Source organism: Sphingobacterium sp. UBA7249 (assembly GCF_002472835.1).
In the GTDB taxonomy this organism is placed as follows: Bacteria; Bacteroidota; Bacteroidia; order Sphingobacteriales; family Sphingobacteriaceae; genus Sphingobacterium; species Sphingobacterium prati.
Genome location: NZ_DKST01000011.1, coordinates 125,795 through 150,300, shown reverse-complemented (window position 1 = coordinate 150,300; position 24,506 = coordinate 125,795). Strand labels below are relative to the sequence as shown.

Here is a 24,506-nt window from a genome sequence, read left to right as displayed (position 1 = left end):
TCTTTACTGATTATTAAATGGATAAGCTTGTGGCTCTTCTTTTAGCCTTGGATTTTGGATAAGATCATTCTCAGGATAAGGAAAGAAGATGTTGTTTGCTGTCACGACGACGGGTACTGCAGGTGCTGTGGGCTCTTCAAAAATAAGATTCCCGTCTTCATCCTTGGTAATGGAGGCTGTCGACCAGCCCCGTTGCTGATCATTAAAATATTTCAGCATTTTTTCGGGCTTGTAGCAATACCAGCTGACCATATCGTACCAGTTGGTATACTCCATGGCAAATTCAACGCGTCGTTCTTTGATGATGTCATCCAATGTAATGGAGGTTTTTCTCCCGATTTTGGCCCGATCCCTTACTTTGTTAAAGTAGCTTAATGCTTCACCACCGTTGAGTGTCGCATTATTTCCCAGACTAGCTTCAGCATAGGTGAGGTATACATCTGCCAATCGTAAAATGTAGGTGTTGAGTGGTGAACTCATGGACTGTACAAAGCCGTCATTATCATCATTTGGTCCGCCGATTACCCCTTTTTTTATGGATGCTCCTGCATTAGGATAAGAATAACCGCCTTTATCAATGGCAATATAAGGATAGAAGGAATGCTGGGTAAAATAGGTGGCATTTCTCCGGAGCGTATCCGCGCGTTCGTATTGTTTGAGTATGTCGATCGTTCCGTTCAGTCCGCCGCCCCAAACATTGACACCACCCGTTACATCGGATGAAAATGCCAGATCAGCTAAGAGCGTATTGCAGACGCCCCAGTCGCCAAGTGGTACCCATTGCATGGCGATAAGCGATTCGGGATTATTATTATGTTTGTATTTGAACAGATCTTCATATTTAGGATACAGTTCCAGTCCACTATTTACACAGACATCCTGTGCGTATTCTTTTGCTTTGGCCAGATCGGCTTCATTTCGAGTGCCGCCGGTTTTCCAACCCGCGCGGGAAAGGTATACCTTGGCGAGCATACCTTTGGCACCCCAGCTTGTTGCGCGGCCTTTATCTGCTTTATCCGGAAGGTTTTGAACGGCAAAGCTGAGATCATCGATGATAAAGCGAAAAATATCTTCTTCCCGATGCCTTGGCTGCATAGGGTCTTTGATCACGGCATCATTGTTTTCGATCAATATAACAGGCCCCCAAGTGCGCAAGAGATAAAAATATGCGATACCGCGCATAAGGCGAGCTTCTGCGATAGCGACGTTTTTCTGTTTCTCAGTAACATTGACCGCCTTGTTTTTGACGGCGTCAATGATGGCATTCGACATCGTTACAACGCCATAAAATGATTTCCACGAGTCTGAAAGTCCATCATCCAGTGATGTTACCGTGAATAAAGTATAAGATGGATTCATGTAAGGATTATATCCATCGTTTGCTCTCAAACTTCCGATGGCTACAGCCGGTCGTTTATTATAGTCAAACCAAGCCCGATTATAGAGTGGGGCTGTCGCTGCTTTTAGTGCTTCGGGAGAGGTATAGAAGGTCGCGTCCACATAGGCCCCTTCAGGTTCTCGTTCAAGAAAGCTCTTATTACAGGAATGTAGAACAACAATAGCCATCAATGTGGCTACAAAGAATAGCTTTTTCATAATTCAAGTATTTAATATTAAAACATGAAGTTTAAACCGAAAGTATAGATGCGTTGTGATGGATACCTTGCATAGTCTATTCCCCTTAATAAGACATTTTGATTGTAGGATCCTATTTCCGGATCATAGCCCGTATATTTTGTCCAAGTGAAAAGATTTTGAATATTCACGTATAACCTTAGGTTTTCAATTTGATATTTTTTTAAGAAGTTTTGTGAGAAAGTATACCCCAGAGAGATATTTTTCAAGCGCAGATAGGAACCATCTTCGATAAATCTATTGCTCATTCGGCTATTATCATTTGCATCACTGACCGTTATACGTTGAATGCTCGCATCAGGATTAGAAACTCGTACATTTGAAATATCCTGGTCTGAACCAGCTGGGTCTATAGTTTCGATGAGGGCAATTCCTGTTGTTTCTTTGAGCATACCCGAATTATTCATTGGATTTGTAAAATCTTTGCGCAGTTGATTATATATTTTATTCCCATACACTGCGTTAAGAAAAATATTCAAGTCAAATCCCTTGTAGGAAAAGTAATTGTTCAGCCCTACGATGAACTTAGGATCCGGATTGCCTATAAAATCCCGGTCTTGCTCATCTATTTTACCGTCTTTGTTTTTGTCTTCGAAGATAAAATCTCCGACCCAAATTCCGTTTACCCCGATGCTTTTATCTTTTGGGAGAGCAATAGGGACTTTATTGCCATCCTGATCCAACACCACATTATTTTGATTATCCTTCAGATAAAAATCACTTTCATTATGAAACATGCCAATAACATTATATCCATAGAATTGGCCGACAGGATTTCCTACCTTCGTAAACGTGAATGTTTCTGCACCTATTTTTCCTTGAATAGCCGCAGCATCTGTATATAAGTGTGTCACACGGTTTCTATTCATGGAGAATGTCAAACCAGATTTCCAGAAAAGGCCGCTTTTATTGATGTTTATAGTGTTTAATGTTAATTCAACTCCTTTGTTAGTCATCGAACCAGCATTTACCCATGGGGCTGAGATTAAACCACTGATATAGTCGGGCAATACTGCCTGCATCAAAAGATTATCGATTTTCTTTAAGTAAATTTCGGTCGTAAGTTCGATTCTATTTTTAAATAAGCTCAGGTCAAGACCTATATTGTAGGCATTGGTTTTTTCCCATTTCAGGTCAGGATTGGCAAAATTGCTAGGGTAGAACCCCGTTCCCCAAATGGAGGCTGCCGAGGCCATTGTCACGCCATATGCATATGAACCCGCCGACTGATTTCCGACAAGGCCCCAACCCAGCCGTAGTTTTAAATTTTCAATTGCAGGATTTTCCTTTAAGAAAGATTCATTTTTAATCTTCCAAGCTGCAGCAAGAGAAGGAAATGTCCCCCAACGATTGTTGACTCCAAATTTGTCCGATCCGTCCCTGCGAAAGGTTGCAGTCAGTAAATAGCGGTCGTCAAATCCATAATTGAGGCGACCGAAATAAGACTCGATAGCTCCGGCGCTTCTTGAGCTTCCGTTTTTGGCCGTTTTTGAATCTCCGGCATCCAATTCATGGACAGAGTTTAAGAAGTAATTTGTACGACTCCCAGATAATGATTCCCATCTATTTTCCTGTGCCTCATGCCCAACCATAATGGAGAGGTTGTGTTTTTCAACGTATTTATTGTAGGTGAGGTACGACTTTAGGTTAGTAAAGGAACCGTTACTGGCGAATCTTGCTCCTGCCGATTGCTGTTTAAAATTTCCATAATCATAGGCCGGGGTGAATTGATAAGAATTGGAGTAATTATAATTACCATTACCTTCAATTCGGAGCACTAGATCTTTGATGGGAGAAATATCCGTATAGGCATTTATACTGATTTGTGTACCTTTTGCATAGTTTTCGCGTGTAAGCGCTTCTTCTAAAGGGTTTGCGAAATAAGTGCCATACATATTTTCCTGTTGTGTCCCCCAGGAACCGTCTGGATTTTTTGAAGGCACTTCTGGTAGCTGTCTGATAGCCAAAGAAATTATTCCACCATTGTCGATGGTGTTCATATTTTTTGTTTTCGCTGTATAGGCATTGATTCCGACTGTTAACCAATTGTTGATTTTCGAATCAAAGTTCATCCTTAGGGAGTAGCGTTCAAAACTTGAGCCTTGTGCGATGCCCTGTTGATCAAGATATCCGCCAGCAATCGCAAATTTATTTTGCTCGGTTCCACCAGAAATGTTCAATTGATGGTTATGCATCAATGAAGTTCGAAAGATTTCCTTTTGCCAATTTGTACCTTCACCCAATAGAGATGGATCTTTAAATTCCTCCCTATCACCGAACCCTATGACTTTACTTCGAAGATTTTGATAGACCGCGTATTCACGGAGATTGAGGACGTCTAACATATTTGGCAGTTGTTGGAAACCTACATATCCTTCGTACCCCAATTTAGTTTTTCCGGCTTGGCCACGCTTTGTAGATATTAAGACAACGCCATTTGCTGCCCTTGTCCCATATATTGCAGCAGCTGAAGCATCTTTTAATATTTCCATAGATACGATATCCGATGGATTTATTGACGAGAGTGCACTAGAATTATCTCGTGTATTACCATCTATTGGTATCCCATCTATAACATACAGGGGTTCATTTCCACTGAACGAATTGGTACCGCGAATGCTAACCGAAATTCCCCCACCTGGTGCTCCGGAATTTTGCGTCACGGAAACACCTGCTGCACGTCCTTGCAATGCTTGGTCCAATGACGTGCTTATCGACTTGCTTATGTCATCGGCTGTTACAGAAACGACAGACCCAGTGAGGTCACTTCGTTTCATTTTTCCATATCCGACCACAATAGCCTCATCCATTGCACTTATACGCTCTGTCAATTGTATATTTACCTGACTTCCGGTTACTTTTACTTCTTGTGTGTTGAATCCCAGATGCACGAAGACAAGGATAGCACCATTAGTGGCGGCAATGGTATATTTGCCGTTCTCATCAGAATAAGTTGCTGTTTTTGTTCCTTTTAATTTTACTGACACATTACTCAATGCCGCTCCGGTGGAGCTATTGGTGATCAGTCCTGAAATGTTAATTTTTGTTGTCTGTGCCAGCGAGGTATTCCAAAAAGAGAAGAGGAAAACCGTTAACATTACATACACCCAATCCCTAAGTTTGGGCCAAAAAAACTTTTGTGATCCGTTTTTCGATTTCATGGTTAATTTAAGTTTATAATTTATTATTGGTTATTTTCCCGAGAAGGGGATGGTTAAAATTAGGAACAAGGATTTGTATTGATAGGGATAGAATGTTGCGGATAAGAGGGTGAAATGTTAAGAATCATCAGTTAAGTAAGTTTTTCTTTCAAAAGATGTTTAGGCATGTAAAGAGCTATATCCAATTCAATAAAGAAGTCTTTTGCTCTTGCATCGGGTAGCAGCATTTTTCGCAATAAATTGAGCCATGTTATGGATTTTTTGGACTCAATATGGCTAAAGATAAGCTCATATATATAACGGATGGTGCCTAAATGTTTCAGTCTAGGGTATAAAATTATTCCATATAGTGTAATACGTTGATAAAATCAGTATTTTAACACTCAGTTCTTGAAACAATAACCAATGAAGCGACTATTCTTTATATTTTTATTTTTTTTGGCTATAGCCAGCTACGGGCAAGAATTTAATTTTGCACATTTAGATACACGTAATGGAATTGCTGGAAACGAGGTTGTCGCTATATATAAAGATTGTAGAGGTTTTGTTTGGTTTACAACAAATACCGGTCTAAACAGATATGACGGTGAGCGAATAAAGGTCTTTAACCGAAGTAGCGATGCGATTTTAGGGACCCATTATGATGCGATGAAAAAAATTGTTGAAGATGATAAAGGAAACCTATGGATGTTGGGCAATAAATATGTCATGTTTGACTGGCGTAAAGAAGTTTTTGTCAACAATACGGATTCAATTCTTGAACAAATGGGTTTACCATCAAATCCAATTTCAATTCAGGTAGATCAATTTAAAAACTTTATTGTCGCCTATTCACAAAAAGGTGTATTTAAATACCAACCTAAAACAAAGAAATTGACTGCCTTTAAGCCGTTAAACGATCCAATGACCATATTCCCTTCTGAGATTGTGGAGATCGCCATAAAAGGCGAATATGTGTGGATACTCCATAAAGAAGGAGTGTTGGAGCGTTTAAATATCCGCACGGGAAAAGTCGATTTACGGAAAAATTATTTGAAGAGTACACCGATCAATTCGCTAATTCCAAAGAGCATCTTTATAGATTCCGATAATATGGTCTGGATATATCCGGGGCTCAATAATAAGGGCACAATTTGCTATAATGAAAAAAACGATGAATGGAAGCAGTTCGATATTGACAGCAAACCGGCTCTCTCCAATTCTTTTGTCCGCGGAATCATATCGGATCATAAGGGATTGGTATGGATTGCAACCGATCATGGCGGCATTAATATCGTTGACAAAGAAAAGAACACGGTCAGGGTAGTGCAGCACGAGGAGTACAATAATTTTTCACTTGGTCAAAATTCTATTGTAAGTTTGTATTGCGATCCTCATGGAGTCGTTTGGGCAGGAACTTATAAAAACGGTGTTTCTTATTATCATCCGGATATGTTTAAGTTTCCAAGTACACGGATAGTAAGCAGTTCTTATAGTAGGGCTGATATTTTTGATTGCAGCAGTATCATTAAGGACAAAGACGATAATCTTTGGTTAGGGACCAATGGCAAAGGACTTATTAAATTTAATGAGCACACCGGAGAAATCCAATTTTTTAAAAATAAACGTGGCGATGTTACAAGCCTATCTTCAGATATAGTGACTAGTCTTTTTGAAGACAACACAAAAAAAATATGGGTAGGTACTTTTATGGGTGGTTTGAACGTTTATGACGACCAAAAGTTTAAGCGGTTTAATGTTGAGGAGAAAAATAAAAATAGCCTGTCCAATTTCAGTGTATATGGTTTAACGGAAGATTCGAATCATAATTTATGGATTGCGACGCTAGGGGGAGGAATAGATCGACTAGATCCTAGCCGCACTGTATTCAGTAACTTTAATAGAGAAAATAGTAAGTTACGTTCCAATTTCATGCTTTCAGCATTCCAGGGAGCAGATGGAACGGTTAGCTTTAGTTCGGATATCGGTGTGTATAAAATCGGTCCTGATCAGACAATATCACCCTATTTTTCAAATACAAATTTTCAAGATAAAGCTTCCGGCGTACCCGTTTATCAGGTTATGAAAGATTCCAAGGGGCGTACTTGGCTGGCTACCAAAAGAGGTGTAAAAATCTTTGACAGTAAAAACGGAAGCTGTACAACATTGACAATTGCAGACGGATTATCAAGTGATGATGTACGTTCATTAGCGGAGGACTCGGATGGAAATATATGGGCGGGTACAAGCTATGGACTCAACCGAATACAATACATTCCCAATGAAGGAAGAAAACATAAGACTATAGTTTCAGCCTTCGATTTAAGCGACGGGCTGACAGGAATGGTTTTTAATCCCAATGCGGTATATACGGATAAAACGGGTAAAATATATATGGGAACCACCGAAGGCTACGTGAGTTTTTATCCAAGAAAAATTCCTGTCAACAAAAGTATTCCGCGCGCACGATTTACCGAATTGTTGTTGTCTAATGAACTGATGAATCCGGGTGATAAAAGAAACGATCACATGGTACTTCCCCGTTCGATTGTCGATCTTGACCAGATCGTCCTGAAATACAATGAGACAAACTTCACAATTCGCTTTTCAGCATTCAATTTTATACATCCCGAAAAAAATAGATACAGATATAAATTGGAAGGGATTGACAAAGAATGGATAGAAACGTCACGTAGCACCGGATTTGCTTCCTATTCCAATCTTAATCCAGGTCATTATGTGCTCAAGGTTTATGCTGGCAATGAGGATAATGTCTGGTCACCGACCCCCATTGAGATGCATATTATTGTCAATCCACCTTTTTGGTTATCCTGGTGGGCTATCGTTATTTATATCATCGCTTTTGTATGGTTGGTTCGGTTATTTATTAAACATCGTTTAAAACGAAAACAAGACCAGCTTGACCAAAATGCACGTATGTTGGAAGCACATAAGCTGCATGAAATTGACCAGTTAAAATTAAAGTTTTTCACCAATATCAGTCATGAGTTTAAGACACCGTTGTCGCTGATCATCAGTCCACTCGAAATGCTACTGAAAGACTCCAGTTATCCTGAACAGCAGACGGTACTGGGAGTGATGTACAAAAACGCGCAGAAACTGTTGACTATGGTCAACGATATCTTGGATTTTAGAAAACTCGATCAAGATAAAGCGAGGCTAAATATCTCATCGGGTAATATGGTCGAATTTGTCAAAGAGATCAGCACGTCATTTCTGTCTATTGCAGCTGAAAAATCAATTAAGTTAACATTTACGACCAATCATCAATATATTGATACGACGTTTGATAAAGATAAAATGTACATGGTGTTATCAAATTTGATCTCCAATGCCTTTAAGTATACAAAAAATAAAGGGCATGTTGATGTCAGGATTGATATATCCGAGATGGTAATTGATCATCAAATTGACAAGAAGCTCAGTATCACCGTTTCTGATACCGGAATAGGAATAGCAAAGGAAGATTTGGATCATATTTTTGATCGTTTCTTTCGAATTGATTCCAATGATACGCATGGTATAGCAGGGACAGGAGTTGGACTTCATATTGTAAGTGAATTTGTTAAGATGCATGCCGGCACAATTGAGGTCGACAGCGAACTAGGCAAAGGGACAATCTTTACGGTCCATCTACCGATGCCGAAAGAAAGCTATAGTACAAACAAACAAGACGTCATCTATTCGGGTAATGAAATTGAGAAATATGAAGAAAATAACGTCGAAAAGGATAAGGAAATGATCACAGAAGCAGACCGCGACGTTTATACACTGCTAATTATTGATGATAACGAAGATTTTCGTTTATTTCTAAAGGATCTTTTTAACCGTGATTACAGAATTTTGTCTGCTAGAGATGGGCAATATGGTTATGACCTTGCTGTTGAGCATATTCCGGATATTGTTCTTTGTGATGTCATGATGCCTAATGTTGATGGTTATGAATTTTGTCGAAAAATTAAGCAAGATATACGGACATCTCATATACCTGTTATTTTACTTACTGCAAAATGCTCAGATGAAAATCAATATCAGGGCATGGAGGCCGGAGCTGATGCTTATATTTCAAAACCCTTTAATATAGATATTCTCCGCGTTACGCTTAACAACATTGCTAGGAGGCAGAAACAACTCCAGGAAAAATTCAGATCAAGAGCCGATATTTCAACAACTAAACCCCAGATTGTTTCGATGGATCAGAAGTTTATGCAGAAAGCTATAACGATAGTTGAGACTAATCTGGAAAGAACTGACTTTTTGGTCGAAGATCTATGTCGGGAGATGGCTATGAGTAGAGTTAATTTTTATAAAAAGATACTTGCTTTGACAAATAAAACACCGTCCGAATTTATCCGCTTTATAAGACTTAAGAGAGCTGCCGAGCTTCTTGAAAAAAGTCAGATGTATGTTGGTGAAGTGGCATTTTTGGTCGGATTCAATGAGCCCAAATATTTTAGAAAATATTTTAAAGAAGAATTTGGTGTCACGCCCAATGAGTATAAAAAGACGGTCACAAACGTTACACATCAATCCGATAGCTAAGTTGAGATCTGATAGAGTAAATGTACTCTTTCAGGTATCAGAAGGAATCTCACCGAAAGTACTGAGTTCTGAACTGAGCCTGTTAGAATCTCATCAGCTTGTCCAAAAAATATAGAATATACACCCTGGCAAGAAGTAGTGTTCCCAAAAGACAAAATTTTGGGAACACCACATTTTTATAAATCTACTTTTTATCCAAAATCTTACTTGTTATTTTATTGGCAAGTGGCAATAGGAGTAATACGCAAGAATAAACAATAGGCAACGAAAATGACCATGATCTTAAGAGTTCACCAATTCTATTTTCAAACGGAGTATCTTCAGTAAAACTTGATAAAACTGACATCACAAAAGTTGTAGGCAGAACTACTAAAAAGGTACTCAGTATTTTATGAAGTCTAACTTTCTTAGAATTTTCCATTATCATTTTTTCGCTTTCCCGGTTCAGGTATGAGTTCAATGACGTCCCAGTGTTCTACAATTTTATCTTTCTCAATTCTATAGAGATCATAGAAGGCAACATGTTCTCTTTTGAAAGAACCCTCACTTATTACCAGGACAAAATTGCCCTCTCCGAGTACTTTATGTATTTTATGATAAATTTGAGGTTGTCCTTCCCTTTTCCATTGCTCCATCGTATTTAAAAACTCCTTTACTCCATCTCCCATTTCTGGATTATGTTGAATTAATTCATCTTCCTCAAAATAATTAGAGGCTAAATCTACTTGGCCGTTGAGAAGAACGTCTTGAACAAACTGCTGTGCAATGGATTTGTTAGTCTCAGTTTTATGATGATCTTTCGCTTTGGTCTTTCCGTCGGTCATTGTTCTGCCGCTTTTATTCAAGTTTTTTGAATTGAATTGAAGATTATCCCAATGTTCAACACTTATTCCATTTTCAAAACGATGTATATCGAAAGCAACCGTAGGTTCAAAGAGAAAATAGTCTACATGAACAAAACCATAATCTCCATCTTGAAATTTGCGGACTACATTTGTGTAAACTTTATCCATCGGCATTTGCTCATGTAAATCTAAAATTGATTTTAAGCCCGTTGCCACATTTGGATTATGTTGTTTATAAGAAGTAGGGCTGAGTAATCCGATCTCTGCCAAGCTTTCAGTTTCAATGCTATTTTGTATAGCTTCAGCTTTATCTCTATTCGATAATTCCATTTTTTTTATTTTAATGATTAACTGTGATCAAAGGTACTGACCTTCTATGCCGCAAAAAATATGGGTAAAAATTTTACAATAGTGAAAATATTGTCCCTATACCGCTTTATGTGAAATATGCTTAGATTTGGTTAGTAAAAGAAATTGACAATGTACGAGAAAAAAATACCAAAAGATTTTAGCTGTGGCATCAGTATTACACTTGAGATTATGGGAGGGAAGTGGAAGCCCTGTTTGATTGATTCTATCAATAAAGGAATGCGTAGACCCAGCGAGTTAGCGAAACATCATCCAAATGCAAGCAAACGGGTTTTGAGCTTACAACTAAAGGAGTTAGAAGCGTATGGCGTTATAAGAAAAGTAATTCATCCTGTACTTCCTCCTAAAGTAGAATATTTTTTAACTGAAGTAGGTGAATCTCTTTTACCACTTGTCGATATGATGGAAAATTGGGGTAGTGAATTTATGGGTGAATTCAACAATAAACAAGAGAATATACACGTAGGCGTTACCAAAATGTAGTTTATATTTGTTGTCCGAATGAGTGGATGGACCAGGATCTGTAGCGGTAATATTATCAATCAGAATGATTTTTGCACTTTACTTATGGATATTTTAGATTATCAGAAGTGGATGACAGGAGGCTAGACTCAAGCGGCCTGGTAATTTCAAAAATTCTAACAAATCGTCTAATTATCTTGATGTTTAATCGTAAGTTTATTTAAAAAACGTATTCATAGAAAAATAGCAAAAAGGATGATTGTATATTGATTACCTACGTTAATACTTATATAATATTCAACTGTAAATTTAATTGCCGGATACTTGAATTATATTTGACACTTTGGAAATAAAACTTCTGACCTATGATTGGCATTATTATCATATTGTTCTTATCGTGGCTTTTGTTATGGTTGATCGAAAAAAAACAGCTTACAGTTTTAGGATTAGCACTAACAAAAAAAAGGCTAAAAGATTTCATCATCGGACTTGTGATTGCCAGTCTGGTTTGTGCTATTTATCATATCATAAACGTTTATCCAGCAAATAATTTTTGGATTTACAGTCAAGAGATATCCACTTACATGCTTTTTAATAGTATCTGGTGGATTATAAAATCAGTCCTGTTTGAGGAATTTATTTTTCGCGGAGCACTGTTGTTTATTGCAATAAATAGATTTAGCGCAAAATGGGCATGTATATTATCAGCAATTGCCTTTGGTGTTTATCATTGGTTTTCGTATGGTTCTTTTGGAAACCCGATACAAATGATTATTGTTCTACTTATGACTGGTAGCTTTGGATGGGTTCTCGCATATGCTTTTATGAAGACACGGTCTATTTATTTACCTATAGCAATCCATTTAGGTTGGAATCTTGCGAATATCTTAGTATTTTCAAATGGACCCCTTGGCCCACAATTAATGATTAAAGCAAATGATAATCATCTCGAAGGATTAACATCTTTATTTACATTTCTTTTTCAGATTTTTGCATTACCATTATTGATATACTTGTATGTAAAAAGGTTTACCAAAGGTTGAAGTAGGTGACCAAGATTTCATAACTATTGATCAAGTAAAATTCTTACTTTGCTAAAGCACCCGATCGTTGTTTATAAAGCGGAAACAAGGCAGAGGTTACTAAGAACTTCTGATATAGCTATAGTGAACTAAAAAAGGTAGCAGATGCGGCTTTCTTTGATACACAATAATTGTTAAATTTGGATGTTGAATTTGGTATGCACCCCATAGACGACTAAAACGAAAATAAAAAGAAGACTAAAAGATTGGGAAATGACCGATGTATTTGAAAATTACCTGTTCTCAATAGGAGGATTATCAGCTGAGGAAATCCACTTTTCCGCACAATTTTTCAAACCGATTTACTTAAAAAAAGGTGATTTTTTTATTCATGAGGATGAATCCTGCCGCCATATTGGATTTGTCGCTAGTGGTGCCGTAAAAGCATATGCTAAAGACAAAGAAGGAAAGGAAAATATAACCTGCTTCAAGTTTGAAAATGAATTTGTCAGCTCGTTTTCGGAATTTGTAATGCAGATAAAATCCAGAAGGAGTATCAGGGCTATTGAAGACAGCATAATCTATAGAATAAGCTATCCGGATTATCGGTATCTGCTTGATCAGGTGACCACTTGGAATGGAGTTATAAAATTGGTGGTGGAGCAGGAATATTATCAAAAAGAACGTTATTTACTGAATTATAATAATAAATCAGCTGTGGATAAATACCGTTATGTCCTTTCTAACGAACCGATGCTCGTTCAGCGCATAGCAATGCAGGATTTGGCATCGTATCTGGGCGTCACACAACGATCGCTTACACGCGTGAAGGGACAAATACATAGACCCAACGTATTATAGGACAAATGTCCTTATGCAGTTCTGATGAGCGATGTAAATTTGTAAAAAAAAACATGTTACGTCAAATTGCTCCCGAAGTGTTCCACATTTCATTAATGCCGCGAAACAGTATTAACTGCTATATTATCGAAGGTGTATTGGTAGACTCCGGAATAAGGAGTTCGTATACTATTGTAAAGAATGCTCTCCAAAAAAACGCTGTTCATCAACATATACTGACGCATGCACACGCAGATCATCAGGGTTGTAGCGATCAGATATGTGCTGAGTTCGCGATACCCTTACTCTGTCACCCCAACGAAGTTTTTAGGACTGAAACAGGTATGGTAACCAATGATTATCCAACTCCGCAACACTGGATAGCAAAGCTTCAACAAAAGTATTGGGCAGGTCAAGGACATAAAGTCGACCGAACAATCGTTGAAAACGATAGGATCGGAAACTTTCGCGTAATAGAGACACCGGGGCATTCGGCAGGTCATATTTCTTTATTCCGTGAACGCGATGGTGTACTTATAATCGGAGATGTAGCGATAAATATGAACCTGCTTACAACTGCAACAGGTTTGCGGCTTCCGCCAAATATATTCACTTCAGATCAACACCGCAATATCAAATCGCTACAGAAATTAGCAAAACTGAACCCCGCCATCATCTGTTTTGGTCATGGACCGATCATGCGAAATACTGATCGCAAGTTTGAGCAATTCGTGGCTAAATGCAGCGGGTTTATTTAAATCGTAACTTAGTGCTTTAAATGTGTATTTGTAATTTTGCCTAATGTCAATGCATGTCAGCCTTATATAATTTACATTTTTATGCTCAGGAGTCTTTGGTTACTAAAGCCAAAGACCTAAATTTACGAGACTTAACAGCAGGTATTTTGTGAAAATATTATGGAACTGACACAACTTTATGACAGTCTGTTCAATCAGTCTATTCGACAGATTAGCAGGGGAGAGATTCAAATTGATCGGAAGATAGAAGATAATGGAGACAAGCGCCGTGGTCTGACCTTATTGATAAGACCCAGCGATGAGATTAAAGTACTTGTAAGGGCGTTTCAGGACGAAATGCTAAATATTGAGGGAGAGCAGTATTATCAGCCAATTTCTGATCTGCACATTACAGCACTTTCGATAATCTCTTGTTATGAAGGTTTCGATCTAGGTCAGGTTCATATTCCTGATTATGAATATATTATTTCGCAAAGCCTAAAAGAAATTCCCAGGACCAAACTGAAGTTTAACGGGATAACAGCGTCTCGGGAGGCCGTGATGATACAGGGTTTTCCGATGGGCGACGGCCTTGAAATGCTGCGCGACCGTTTAAGAAATAATTTCAAATCCGCAAGTCTGCAACAGAGTATGGATTCGAGGTATAGACTGACTACTGCACATATGACTTCAGTACGTTTTCGGAAGGAACTGCAGTCTCCTTCTAAATTTGCTAATTTATTGCAAGATTACAGAAAGACCGAATTTGGTGAAATGAGAATAGAATCGCTTGAATTGGTATACAATGATTGGTATCAGAACAGCAATATCGTCAAAACACTTCATTGTTTTACTGTATAAATTTCAGTTCTGAAATAATTTGACAGACAAATATTGTAGCAACTGATAGAATAGTAATAAACAAAATTGACATTTAAAACATACTAATTGGTATGTTTTATTTTACATTTGCGCTATTCTTTTAATTGAGTCAGAATAATGAAAAAAGCCTATATCATATTGCTGGGTATCATCTTCATACCGGCGCTTTTGGTCGTACTGAATGATAATGGTATAAATTCAAGCATTGAAGATAATCTTGAATTCCAGCAGAAGCTTTCCCAGTACAGATTATTTCAGGGTAAAATGGCCGATCTTACTCCAATTGCGGAGGCTGAGTTACTCACTATTTCATCGACTCTATTTACTGATTATGCCGAAAAACAACGCTTCGTTGTTCTTCCCAAGGAAAAAAAAATGGTGGCGCGTGGAAATGCGCTGCTCGATTTTCCAGACGGCACTATATTGGCCAAAACTTTTTTCTATCCCAGAAGCGTGGGTGAGGGGAGAAAACTGATTTTGGAAACGAGGCTGTTAATTAAAAACAAGTCGCAGTGGAATGCGGCTACCTATAAATGGAACGATTCGCAGGACGAAGCTTACCTGCTTACAGCCGGCACTACTGTTCCGGTTACTTTTTGGGATGAAAAGGGCAGCCGCAGGAAGACCGCTTATAAAATTCCATCCAGGGTAGATTGCATCGCATGCCATAGGCAGGGCAGCAGTGTATTTCCAATCGGTCCTAAACTTAGAAATCTCAATATTGAGGTAAAACGAGAGGCGAAGTCTGTGAACCAGCTAGCGTACCTCAGGCAGAGGGGCAAGCTTGAGATTGCATCGTTTTCAGGAATTGACCGAATGCCAGATTACCGCACTCTTTTAGAGCCGCTGGAGCGGAGGGCTCGGGCTTACCTTGATATCAATTGTGCCCATTGCCACAGTCCCGGCGGTATAGGCGGGATCACCCAACTCGACTTAAGGTATGAAACTCCCATGAATGAGACTGGGATCCTGCTCAAGCAGGGGAAAATTGCCGGAAGGATCAGCATTTCTGGAGAACTGCACATGCCTAAGATAGGGACGACGGTTCCTCATGATGAAGGGATCCGGCTGATTTTGGATTATATCCGGCAGCTCGATGATAAGAAATAAAAATTAAGAGCAGAAAATTCCTAATTATCGGTATATTTCACACTACAGTATAGATATAGTATATTTATTATGAAAAAGGCAGAGACAACGCGGCTAATGATCCTGCGAAAGGCATTCGAACTAATTTATGCAAAGGGATACCGAAACACTAGTGTAGACGAGATAATCGCTACCACACAGGTGACTAAGGGCGCATTCTATTACCATTTCAAATCCAAAGACGCGATGGGCCTAGCCATTATAAACGAAATATTGAAGCCGACGTTAAACGGAAGCATTATCGCGCCATTAAAGTCTGGAAGTGATCCTGTGGAAAGCATTTATGGCATGATCCATTATTTATTGCTTGAAGATAAATTCCTAAGAGTCGAATATGGATGTCCTGCAGCGAATTTTACACAGGAAATGACTCCTTGGGATAGTAAGTTCAGAAAAGTTCTCGAGGAGCTTACCGATGAATGGGTGAAAGTCATGGTATCGGCCCTTGAAAGAGGGAAGGAACGCGGGTTAGTTCGTACTGATGTAGAACCCCAACAAGTAACACTTTTTATTATTTCTGGTTACTGGGGTATCAGAAATTTCGGAAAACTTGCAAATAGCAAAACAGTCTATTTACCCTATCTGAAAGAACTTAAGAACTATCTGGGGAGCCTGAAATAATTCTAACCTGCCATCATACTTCAACAGGTTGTGAGCAGCAACGAGAAAATCATTTATCGGGTAAATTATAATCTTCCCTAGCAGTAGTCACAGCAGCAAATAGATTTTTTACATTTAAAACATACTAAATGGTATGTTTTAAATGTGTCTTTGAAATTAGGAAATAAGTTACGCAAGTTTGGATGATAGCGATCCCAGAAAATCATTCTTAGAAACAAAACATAATAAAACAAATAAACACAATGCACTCCACATTATTACTTGTACACTCATGGAGCCGATGGCTTGTACTGGGCTTTTTACTTTACGCAATCTACCGTGCCTCAATAGGTTATTTCAAAAACGTACTGTTTACAAAAGCTGATGATAGCGTTAGGCACTGGACAGCAACCGTAGCGCATATCCAGCTGATGCTCGGAATCATACTGTTTACCAATAGCCCCGTTGCCAAAGGCTACTGGGTATCCGGACGGGCATTACTACAGGATTTCGATACGACCTTTTTCGGGTTGATCCACAGTATAATGATGTTAACCTCGGTTGTGATACTGACAATCGGCTCGGCTTTGGCGAAGCGTACGACTGCCGATCGCGATAAGTTCAGGATCATGTTTCTGTGGTTTTCTGTCGCGTTGCTTATCATTTTTATTGCCATACCATGGCCATTTTCACCGTTTTCAAACAGACCTTACTTAAGAACATTCTAAACATGAAACACTATTTTATCACTTCCGTCGGCAGGCTAAGATTGCTTGCTTTTATAGAGGGCATTTCACTGCTCGTGCTTGTATTGGTAGCGGTACCAATACAAGCATTTCTTTGACAACCCTGTGCTGGTAAAGGCTATCGGTCCAGTGCACGGTGCATTGTTTTTGCTTTTTATATTTAATACACTGCACGTTGGCGTGGAAGAGGGCTGGAAATTCAGGGCAACGACTTGGAAGGTTCTTCTAGCATGTATTGTTCCATTCGGTACGTTTTACATAGACTATAGCATTCTTCGCAGGATAGATCCAAGGGGCTGAATCGCTAATTGAATTTTTTAATAGTCTGTTTTATTGTGAGAAAATAATTTCGGATAGACGATACAAGTCCTTGATGATTAGGTAAACAGAGGAGGTACTGCTATTCCGATTGCCAAGTTGCTTGCTTTTATAAACAGATTTTTCTAGATTTCGAAGTTAAAAGCTGCGAGTAGTTTGAAATATTTGCCGGTGAAATTTCTGTGAAAGTAGATATTTGTTTCACCGACATTGTATTCGCCAGAATTAGCAGATTTATAAAATATATCATTTACAGATGGGTTCAATTTCAGCATATTGTTGAGGAAATTTTATAGCTGTTTACTGAAAAAATAAATGGAATTGATATAGGAATGACAATCTAAAGACGTAGATTTGTTTCTCATCAATAATAAACTTAAGATATGATATATTTAGGAATTCTGGTCGTTTTCGGACTTATTACATTATTCGCATCTTTTTATACGGTAAAACAAGAATCAGCAGCTGTGGTAGAAAGATTAGGTAAATTTTTGAAAGTAAGCCATGCCGGTCTGCATTTAAAAATTCCGTTTTTGGATCAAATCTCTAAACGTCTGAATCTTAGAATAAAGCAATTGGATGTCATCATCGATACCAAAACGTTGGATAATGTTTTCGTAAAGATGAAAGTTTCTGTTCAGTATCAAGTGGTCAGAGAAAATGTAAAAGACGCTTATTATCGTTTGGAAAATCCTGAAAATCAGATCACGTCTTATGTTTTTGATGTTGTTCGTGCTGAAGTTCCAAAAACAAAATTAGATGATGTTTTTGTAAGAAAAGACGATATTGCAAATGCTGTGAAAAGTGAATTGCAGGAAGCTATGCAAAGTTATGGCTACAATATCATCAAAGCCTTAGTGACAGATATCGATCCTGATGAACAGGTAAAACACGCCATGAATAGAATCAATGCTGCAGAACGAGAAAAAACTGCCGCAGAATACGAATCTGAAGCTCAAAGAATACGAATTGTTGCTGTTGCAAAAGCCGAAGCGGAATCTAAAAAGCTTCAGGGACAAGGGATCGCCGACCAAAGAAGAGAGATTGCAAGAGGATTGGAGGAATCTGTAAAAATGCTGAATGCCGCCAATATCAACGCTCAGGAAGCTTCTGCTTTGATCGTGGTAACTCAACATTATGACACGTTGAATTCTATTGGGGCCAATACCAGAAGCAATTTGGTATTGCTTCCCAATTCACCAACAGCCGCAAGCTCTATGCTGAATGATTTGGTAGTTTCAATGGCAGCAACACAAAAAATTGATGAATACAATAAAGCTCAATCGCCCGAAATTCCCAAAAATGGAGGTCCTCAGGAATAGTTTGCTAATTATGAGTGCTACAGTTGCGCATTTGAGATTAATATTTAGATTTCCATACTCTTGCCCTATGATTTAAAGGGAACTTTAGTATGTAACAATTGGTCTTGCATACTCCATTTTAGTAGACGCAGCGTGACAATCATGTCAACTCATTTTGAAGGATAAGCGACTGTGTATTATCTTTTTTTTACTCAGTACTGTTTGGAAATACATTTTTTTTATTGAATTGATCTGTTTACAGTCTACAGAACTTGAACTATATCTTTATATTTAGGGCAGATCTAACTGGGGAGAACATGATATCGGTAACTGAATTCTTTCAGAATTATAATCCTGCGAAGCGCGTTGTTTTTCATTTGTGCTTCTGGTTTGTCGTTTTAGGTATGCAGTTTATTGGATACCAGCGTATCGATCCCGATAATTCCTGGTTACTTTTTTGTAAAGACATCTTTTCACTTTTATCTATATTTTATGTCACCGCTTATATTATAATACCTCGCTGGTTTATCCAAGGCAAGTTTTTGCTATGTCTGCTATGGTTGGTTATTATTTATGCATGGTGGTCCGTACTGACTTATTGCAGTGCACTATTGACGGTTAACTTTCTATCCCCGGATGAGCGGTTGAAGGGTTATTTACTCTTTATGATCGATAAAGGAATCCTCGGTGCATTCCGAATTTCATCCATTACCGACTATCTATTGGATTTTATTTTTCTGGTTGCATTTCCTTTGACTGTTAAGATTGTACAATCCTTTATGAGTGTCAGAAATATGAAAGTCAACCTGGAACTCAAGAATGCCGAGCTTGAGCTCAATAATGTGCAGCTCGAACTGGCTTTTCTCAAACATCAGATCAATCCCCATTTTCTGCTAAATACACTTTATAGCATCTATGTTCTGGTATCGGATAAGGATGATCGGGGCGAGCAGAGTATGATGCGCCTCAGTGGTATGATGGTATATCTATTACACGAAAGCAACCAGCCACAGATAGAATTATCCAGAGAGTTTCAGTTGATCCGGGATTATATAGAGTTGGAAAGGCTCCGGTATAATGAATCACTACAAATCAACCTTAATCTTGAAACAGATGATGAATATTGTACGCTCGTACCGTTGATATTTTTTCCATTCGTGGAAAATGCCTTCAAACATGGCCCTCGTACCAGTGCATCTAATGCGTGGGTGACCATCGACATATCTGTGAGAGATAATATTTTGCATATGCATGTCTCAAATGCATACCGGGAATTACCCAAACCCCAAAATTATGTTGGTGGACTTGGTATACAAAACGTTCGTAAGCGGCTGGAGCTTTATTACCCTGATCGGCATACCTTCAAGACCTCTTCAGATACTGGAATTTACTGTGCCGAACTTATTGTCGAGCTGTTGGAAAAAGAGGGTAAAAATCAGTATAACAAATAATTAAACCATTATGTACAGCATAAAAACTATTCTTATAGAGGACGAACCGATAGCTAGAATGCGCCTCGAGAAGTTAGTCAAAAAGATCGGTATCATTGAAATTGTGGGTGTTTATGAAAATCCAACATTAGCTATTGAACTATTGAAACAGAGTAAGATTGACCTTATTCTGTCTGATATCGATATGCCTGAGATGAATGGAGTAGCCTTCTTGAAAGGGCTTTCCCATCCACCTTTTGTGATCTTTATCACCGCTCATTATGAGTATGCTGTTGATGGCTTTGAACTGGAAGTCATTGATTATATCTTAAAACCCTTGCTGACCGAGGAACGGCTAGTGAAAGCCATAGAAAAAGTGCAGAAGGCAATTATGTTTTCACGAGGAGGTCAAGGAGAGAGCAAGTCAATTAAGGTTAAAGATCGTAACAAGACTATATTCATTGACCCAAATGATATCTATTACTTAAAGGCTTGGGGCGATTATATTCAGATCTATTCGGTCGAGGGAATGCAGACACTCCTTAGTACTATGAAGGAGATGGAGACGGCATTGCCTTGGGATATGTTTGCCAGGATGCACCGTTCTTACATTGTTAACCTGAAGTATATAAAAGGGGTAGAGGCGAGCAAAGTTATACTCAAAGACGGTACCGAACTATCCATCGGATTGCAATATCGAAACCAGTTATTTACCCGAATGGGCCTTAGTTAAACATTGATAGCTTTATGCCGAGGTAGTCCATATTTACCGATCCGCATCCGATAGAAATTCATCATAAAGTGGTAAATAGCAAGCTCATATAGGCGTTGGTCGCTCATAAACAATCTGTTCACAAACATGTGAATATAACTCGACAACAAGGATTCAGCTGCTTGTGAATAGACCAAGTCAGGTTCTTTCGACTTTATTAACGTGAATATTTCACTTTGGACCTGATTCATTTCCACATGGTCGGAAAGGGGGAGACTTTGCAAGACCAGTTCATCAAACCAGTGTTTTCGCAGCTTAAATTTTTGATTCAGCTGTATTCGCATCTGCCTTTCGTTGCCAAACTCATTTTGGTATAAGCCGTACATATTTTTGCAGAAATCCCGCCTTTCTGCCCATGTTAACCCAGCATTTTCAAAAATACAATCCATATAATCAAAAGCGAGTTTCCACCGATCATTGATTTTTGTGGATTCCTGTATTTTTTGGACAACCAGCTCACTTTCGTGATAGAATAGCTCCTCACTTTTTTCCATACAAAGTGGAGTATATCGTTCGACCTCACGGACGTAGGTATCAAACGAGACTTCAGCGATCTGTTCGTTTTCTAGGAGATTGCTTAGATTAGCGCTCAGACAAGATACTACGTGATGAAAGGCCTGTTGGTCAAAGAGCTCTACACGGAGCCTGATGTGTGGCCTAGGGTTATTATAGCGAATAAAAAACCACTTTTTCGCTATCTTTTCCTTTTTGAGCGTCGCAATTATTGCCGGAATATAATCGCTTAAAAGATGGTCAGCCATGCTGTGACCGCAAAAGATTTTTGCGTACACCCAGTTGCTTCCTAGGGGGAAGTTCCGTCTGAGATCAGTCACAGCAGGAGGAGTACATTCTTTTTGTGACATTCCAGCTGAATAAAAAGGAATAATCAGTTCATTTGCATATGAATGCCCAGTAATGTCCTTTACCGGAGATTTAAAATGGTCAAGGATGTTTTCTGTCAAGATGACCTCCTTCTTGGCCAGTTGTTCGAATAGCATTTCGATGCACAGGATATTATCCAGATTGAGTAATAATTCATTGTCGCCATTAGTCAGCACTACCTTGACCGGTATCATATGTTTTTGTCTGATATCAGCGATGAGCGATCTTTTTCCCAGGATTGTTTCAGGAATTTCTGTTATTTTGGAAAGTCGCCACTGTTCACGGCACAAAATGATATTTTTATAGCTGACTCGTGGCAGTCGAGGTTGATCTTTTAATATACCCCAGCTCCAACCAATATCCAAGCGATGATTCTGAAACTGAAAATCAGCTAAAAACTTGTATAAGTTCATACCATCGGAAAAATTATGAGCCGAGGTGAGCCGTGGCTCAATGATCTGTTTGAATGTTTTAGACCACAGATATAATTTTCCAGCTTTCGCAAATATGTACAGATCATTGATGCCGACCTGCTTTTGAACAGCGCCAGGCGTCACTGCCAAGCATATCGTTAACGTTCGGATTTCAGGTCGTTGAAGGATGTTGCCCAAACGGGCATCGGGTAAATAAGCTATTTCCGCCAATTGTGTCCTACCAAAGTGCTCTTGTTCTTTCGCTGCAGATTTATATAGGGCATCCGATAGTTTAGGATCCAAATAAGCAAATCTTGAAAGAAGATTGCCAGAAGAAGAGCCTCCGATGTTTCCGAGATTAAAGAGCATTTCCTCCGCAGATTCCCTATACAATAGATTTCCAAACGCATAGAAAGACTTAGGAATAAGCTGATCCTCTGTTGTTTCGATACCCAGCATATCCTCGTCGGTTATAATTATCTCCGAGAAATGGTTCATTGCGCTTGCGTGAAATTTTTCATTGACCAATTTCTGATACCGATGTGGTTTGTCTGGCCCAGCTATTCCGTTTGTATTGTTTAGATCAGACAGTACCTCATCCATCATCCGGTACGTATTTTTGTTGCTGCCATAACCTATACCGGCATCCACGTCGAGCGCATGCAATAGCGAAACCATACGATCACCAAATCGTTCTTGAAATGCAGTGCTGAATCGTTCAAAATCTGCCATAGGCTCAGGGTTATTCATTGCCAATAAATTTTGGAGCTGCTTTTCCAGCATGTTGATCACGGAATGCGGAATCTGATTTTTAGCCATTCCGAGCAATAAGTCAGCCTGGATAAGTTTATTAGAATTCAAGTGTGAAAAATGCGTTCTAAGATATTCCGTTACTAAGATGTTGGTTTGTTGTAATTGCGTATTCTCCTGCAGTGCTTTAGCGACCGACAGCATCGTGGGTAAATATCTATTTTTTGTATCCACCTTACGTAGGACTGGTATGAGCTGGTCAACATAAACCTCGCCAATTACACCGAGCTTCAATTCCGAAGATATTAGGCCCAACTGCAACAGTTTGTCAGTATATTGCGAAGCCTGTTCCTCAGTAGCACCACGCTGTTCTAGTAAACTATGGAGCATTTTATAACTAACCTTACCATGACTTTGATCAAATAAGGCCAATATCCGCTCCAACACTGGGGTCGAGCGCACCTGTTTTAATGTATTTTTAACATCTGTTTGCTGATAATATTTATACCAATTGCCCTGCTGATAAATTGTAGGATTGCTATAATACGTTAGTTCTTTTGCGATATCTCGATCTTCTGAGATCAGTTCAGCAATTTCGATTAAACTTCCGGTATCTAGTCGAAGCGTTGCACGGTCTGTTTGGTCTCTGGTCAGCGCCAGTTCTGAGCCATTATCCTCGCTTATACGGCCTAATGAAACGCCTGCAAATAGGCCAAAGGGTGTACTGCGAGTCGCCATTCGGACGGTATATTTAAAGAGCGTGCTAATAATTTTAATGTGTGTTTCGTTATTCTGACCCAACCATTTTTCTACTTCATTCAGAAAATTAGGACTAGCCAGATAGATTGCATCTCGCAGACGGCGCTCTTGATAGATATGACGTAGTTCAGATGCAATGGCGTCAAAATCCGACAGCTCCATAAGTTTGGTGATTTTCTCTAGATTTAATAGGGGGGAACGGAGCAGGAAATAATCTTCACTAGTGAGCGCGGTCATGGGTAAATCAATGCATGTTGAACATTTCACCGATACATTTCCGAAACATCTCGGGCGATATCGGTTTTTGGAGCGCATAGTGGCTACGCTCTTTCACAAATGTGGGATAGTCCCTTTTACAGATCGCAGAGGTGATTACCAAAAATGGTATATCAGCGATATGCTCCTCTAAATTCTCTATTATTCCGCCACTGACGACCAAGTCCAAGAAAAGTATATCCGTATTTCGTAGATCAGGTGCAAAACGGGTTGGATCTTCGATATCCCTAATTGTGCCCTTGATCGATAAACTCGGAAACATTCGAATATATTCAATTATTTTCTTTATTGCTAAAGGCTCATCTTCGATAATAAGACATTTAAGGTTGGGAGGCATATAAGTAGTCTGTAACATTAGATCAGGGATTAAAAAATGTTGTGAGAGTGCCTACCAGTTCACTCCCACAAAGCACCCTACTATTAAATTATTCTAGATGACGTGATGGTTCTGATAGTTGCCGGTACTTCATCTCCATCAACGGTTGTAAACGAAGCCAGTTCTACAATACCTATGGTCTGTACATCCAGGGCAAAATCTTCGGATGTAAAATTTTCAATATAGTCCATAACTTTATGTTTATCTGATACAAATGTGTTTTTTACCAGTTAGAAGAG

20 protein-coding genes are annotated in these 24,506 nt (G+C 38.9%); 13 read left to right on the top strand and 7 right to left on the bottom strand.

The window, feature by feature from the left end; genetic code table 11:
- Positions 1 to 3: 3 nt before the first annotated feature.
- Both B4A24_RS07470 and B4A24_RS07465 read right to left on the bottom strand, forming a co-directional pair.
- The gene (locus tag B4A24_RS07470; protein ID WP_293944032.1) at positions 4 to 1,596 is read right to left on the bottom strand and encodes a RagB/SusD family nutrient uptake outer membrane protein; all 1,593 of its coding nucleotides are present in this window, start codon (positions 1,594 to 1,596) and stop codon (positions 4 to 6) included.
- A 17-nt stretch (positions 1,597 to 1,613) separates the two neighbouring features.
- A complete protein-coding gene (locus B4A24_RS07465; protein ID WP_293944030.1) occupies positions 1,614 to 4,796 on the bottom strand; it encodes a SusC/RagA family TonB-linked outer membrane protein in 3,183 nt (1,060 codons plus the stop codon).
- Positions 4,797 to 5,201: 405 nt separating this feature from the next.
- Here B4A24_RS07465 and B4A24_RS07460 point away from each other — a divergent pair, with 405 nt between their 5' ends.
- On the top strand, positions 5,202 to 9,338 hold the full coding sequence (locus B4A24_RS07460) for a hybrid sensor histidine kinase/response regulator transcription factor (RefSeq protein ID WP_293944029.1): 4,137 nt from the start codon (positions 5,202 to 5,204) through the stop codon (positions 9,336 to 9,338).
- 184 nt (positions 9,339 to 9,522) lie between these two features.
- Here B4A24_RS07460 and B4A24_RS23875 read toward each other — a convergent pair whose 3' ends face one another.
- Both B4A24_RS23875 and B4A24_RS07455 read right to left on the bottom strand, forming a co-directional pair.
- Positions 9,523 to 9,759 (bottom strand): DUF2798 domain-containing protein, encoded by a 237-nt coding sequence (locus tag B4A24_RS23875; protein WP_414713231.1) that lies wholly within the window; start codon positions 9,757 to 9,759, stop codon positions 9,523 to 9,525.
- Positions 9,746 to 10,513 carry a nuclear transport factor 2 family protein gene (locus B4A24_RS07455; protein ID WP_293944028.1) on the bottom strand — a complete coding sequence of 256 codons (768 nt, stop codon included), beginning with the start codon at positions 10,511 to 10,513 and terminating at the stop codon, positions 9,746 to 9,748. Before B4A24_RS07455 ends, B4A24_RS23875 begins: the two co-directional genes overlap by 14 nt.
- Positions 10,514 to 10,663: 150 nt before the next feature.
- On the opposite strand from B4A24_RS07455, the gene B4A24_RS07450 reads away from it, so the two are divergent.
- From B4A24_RS07450 to B4A24_RS07395, 12 genes are all read left to right on the top strand, one after another.
- Positions 10,664 to 11,035 (top strand): winged helix-turn-helix transcriptional regulator, encoded by a 372-nt coding sequence (locus tag B4A24_RS07450; RefSeq protein WP_293944026.1) that lies wholly within the window; start codon positions 10,664 to 10,666, stop codon positions 11,033 to 11,035.
- 344 nt (positions 11,036 to 11,379) lie between these two features.
- On the top strand, positions 11,380 to 12,057 hold the full coding sequence (locus B4A24_RS07445) for a CPBP family intramembrane glutamic endopeptidase (protein ID WP_293944025.1): 678 nt from the start codon (positions 11,380 to 11,382) through the stop codon (positions 12,055 to 12,057).
- Between the two features lie 252 nt (positions 12,058 to 12,309).
- Positions 12,310 to 12,897, top strand: coding sequence for a Crp/Fnr family transcriptional regulator (locus B4A24_RS07440; protein WP_293944023.1), 588 nt, complete (start codon positions 12,310 to 12,312; stop codon positions 12,895 to 12,897).
- A gap of 53 nt (positions 12,898 to 12,950) precedes the next feature.
- A complete protein-coding gene (locus B4A24_RS07435) occupies positions 12,951 to 13,634 on the top strand; it encodes an MBL fold metallo-hydrolase (RefSeq protein ID WP_293944021.1) in 684 nt (227 codons plus the stop codon).
- 159 nt (positions 13,635 to 13,793) lie between these two features.
- On the top strand, positions 13,794 to 14,474 hold the full coding sequence (locus B4A24_RS07430) for a mutarotase (RefSeq protein ID WP_293944019.1): 681 nt from the start codon (positions 13,794 to 13,796) through the stop codon (positions 14,472 to 14,474).
- Between the two features lie 138 nt (positions 14,475 to 14,612).
- The gene (locus B4A24_RS07425; RefSeq protein ID WP_293944017.1) at positions 14,613 to 15,605 is read left to right on the top strand and encodes a hypothetical protein; all 993 of its coding nucleotides are present in this window, start codon (positions 14,613 to 14,615) and stop codon (positions 15,603 to 15,605) included.
- A gap of 69 nt (positions 15,606 to 15,674) precedes the next feature.
- The gene (locus B4A24_RS07420) at positions 15,675 to 16,265 is read left to right on the top strand and encodes a TetR/AcrR family transcriptional regulator (protein WP_293944015.1); all 591 of its coding nucleotides are present in this window, start codon (positions 15,675 to 15,677) and stop codon (positions 16,263 to 16,265) included.
- A gap of 242 nt (positions 16,266 to 16,507) precedes the next feature.
- Positions 16,508 to 16,972 (top strand): hypothetical protein, encoded by a 465-nt coding sequence (locus B4A24_RS07415; RefSeq protein ID WP_293944013.1) that lies wholly within the window; start codon positions 16,508 to 16,510, stop codon positions 16,970 to 16,972.
- A gap of 123 nt (positions 16,973 to 17,095) precedes the next feature.
- Positions 17,096 to 17,290, top strand: coding sequence for a DUF3817 domain-containing protein (locus B4A24_RS07410; protein ID WP_349681727.1), 195 nt, complete (start codon positions 17,096 to 17,098; stop codon positions 17,288 to 17,290).
- Positions 17,291 to 17,691: 401 nt separating this feature from the next.
- Positions 17,692 to 18,630, top strand: coding sequence for an SPFH domain-containing protein (locus B4A24_RS07405; RefSeq protein WP_293944011.1), 939 nt, complete (start codon positions 17,692 to 17,694; stop codon positions 18,628 to 18,630).
- Positions 18,631 to 18,926: 296 nt separating this feature from the next.
- Positions 18,927 to 20,060, top strand: coding sequence for a sensor histidine kinase (locus B4A24_RS07400; RefSeq protein WP_293944009.1), 1,134 nt, complete (start codon positions 18,927 to 18,929; stop codon positions 20,058 to 20,060).
- Between the two features lie 10 nt (positions 20,061 to 20,070).
- A complete protein-coding gene (locus B4A24_RS07395; RefSeq protein WP_293944007.1) occupies positions 20,071 to 20,772 on the top strand; it encodes a LytR/AlgR family response regulator transcription factor in 702 nt (233 codons plus the stop codon).
- Here B4A24_RS07395 and B4A24_RS07390 read toward each other — a convergent pair.
- The 3 genes from B4A24_RS07390 to B4A24_RS07380 form a co-directional block, all read right to left on the bottom strand.
- The gene (locus tag B4A24_RS07390; RefSeq protein ID WP_293944006.1) at positions 20,769 to 23,852 is read right to left on the bottom strand and encodes a lantibiotic dehydratase; all 3,084 of its coding nucleotides are present in this window, start codon (positions 23,850 to 23,852) and stop codon (positions 20,769 to 20,771) included. The two genes, B4A24_RS07395 and B4A24_RS07390, sit on opposite strands and share 4 nt — an antisense overlap.
- Positions 23,853 to 23,859: 7 nt before the next feature.
- A complete protein-coding gene (locus B4A24_RS07385) occupies positions 23,860 to 24,246 on the bottom strand; it encodes a hypothetical protein (protein WP_293944004.1) in 387 nt (128 codons plus the stop codon).
- Positions 24,247 to 24,311: 65 nt separating this feature from the next.
- A complete protein-coding gene (locus B4A24_RS07380; RefSeq protein WP_293944002.1) occupies positions 24,312 to 24,458 on the bottom strand; it encodes a hypothetical protein in 147 nt (48 codons plus the stop codon).
- Positions 24,459 to 24,506 lie beyond the last annotated feature (48 nt).

Coding starts and splice junctions, on each gene's coding strand:
- B4A24_RS07470 (WP_293944032.1), bottom strand. CDS start 1,596: ATGAAAAAGCTATTCTTTGTAGCCACATTGATGGCTATTGTTGTTCTA.
- B4A24_RS07465 (WP_293944030.1), bottom strand. CDS start 4,796: ATGAAATCGAAAAACGGATCACAAAAGTTTTTTTGGCCCAAACTTAGG.
- B4A24_RS07460 (WP_293944029.1), top strand. CDS start 5,202: ATGAAGCGACTATTCTTTATATTTTTATTTTTTTTGGCTATAGCCAGC.
- B4A24_RS23875 (WP_414713231.1), bottom strand. CDS start 9,759: ATGGAAAATTCTAAGAAAGTTAGACTTCATAAAATACTGAGTACCTTT.
- B4A24_RS07455 (WP_293944028.1), bottom strand. CDS start 10,513: ATGGAATTATCGAATAGAGATAAAGCTGAAGCTATACAAAATAGCATT.
- B4A24_RS07450 (WP_293944026.1), top strand. CDS start 10,664: ATGTACGAGAAAAAAATACCAAAAGATTTTAGCTGTGGCATCAGTATT.
- B4A24_RS07445 (WP_293944025.1), top strand. CDS start 11,380: ATGATTGGCATTATTATCATATTGTTCTTATCGTGGCTTTTGTTATGG.
- B4A24_RS07440 (WP_293944023.1), top strand. CDS start 12,310: ATGACCGATGTATTTGAAAATTACCTGTTCTCAATAGGAGGATTATCA.
- B4A24_RS07435 (WP_293944021.1), top strand. CDS start 12,951: ATGTTACGTCAAATTGCTCCCGAAGTGTTCCACATTTCATTAATGCCG.
- B4A24_RS07430 (WP_293944019.1), top strand. CDS start 13,794: ATGGAACTGACACAACTTTATGACAGTCTGTTCAATCAGTCTATTCGA.
- B4A24_RS07425 (WP_293944017.1), top strand. CDS start 14,613: ATGAAAAAAGCCTATATCATATTGCTGGGTATCATCTTCATACCGGCG.
- B4A24_RS07420 (WP_293944015.1), top strand. CDS start 15,675: ATGAAAAAGGCAGAGACAACGCGGCTAATGATCCTGCGAAAGGCATTC.
- B4A24_RS07415 (WP_293944013.1), top strand. CDS start 16,508: ATGCACTCCACATTATTACTTGTACACTCATGGAGCCGATGGCTTGTA.
- B4A24_RS07405 (WP_293944011.1), top strand. CDS start 17,692: ATGATATATTTAGGAATTCTGGTCGTTTTCGGACTTATTACATTATTC.
- B4A24_RS07400 (WP_293944009.1), top strand. CDS start 18,927: ATGATATCGGTAACTGAATTCTTTCAGAATTATAATCCTGCGAAGCGC.
- B4A24_RS07395 (WP_293944007.1), top strand. CDS start 20,071: ATGTACAGCATAAAAACTATTCTTATAGAGGACGAACCGATAGCTAGA.
- B4A24_RS07390 (WP_293944006.1), bottom strand. CDS start 23,852: ATGACCGCGCTCACTAGTGAAGATTATTTCCTGCTCCGTTCCCCCCTA.
- B4A24_RS07385 (WP_293944004.1), bottom strand. CDS start 24,246: ATGTTACAGACTACTTATATGCCTCCCAACCTTAAATGTCTTATTATC.
- B4A24_RS07380 (WP_293944002.1), bottom strand. CDS start 24,458: ATGGACTATATTGAAAATTTTACATCCGAAGATTTTGCCCTGGATGTA.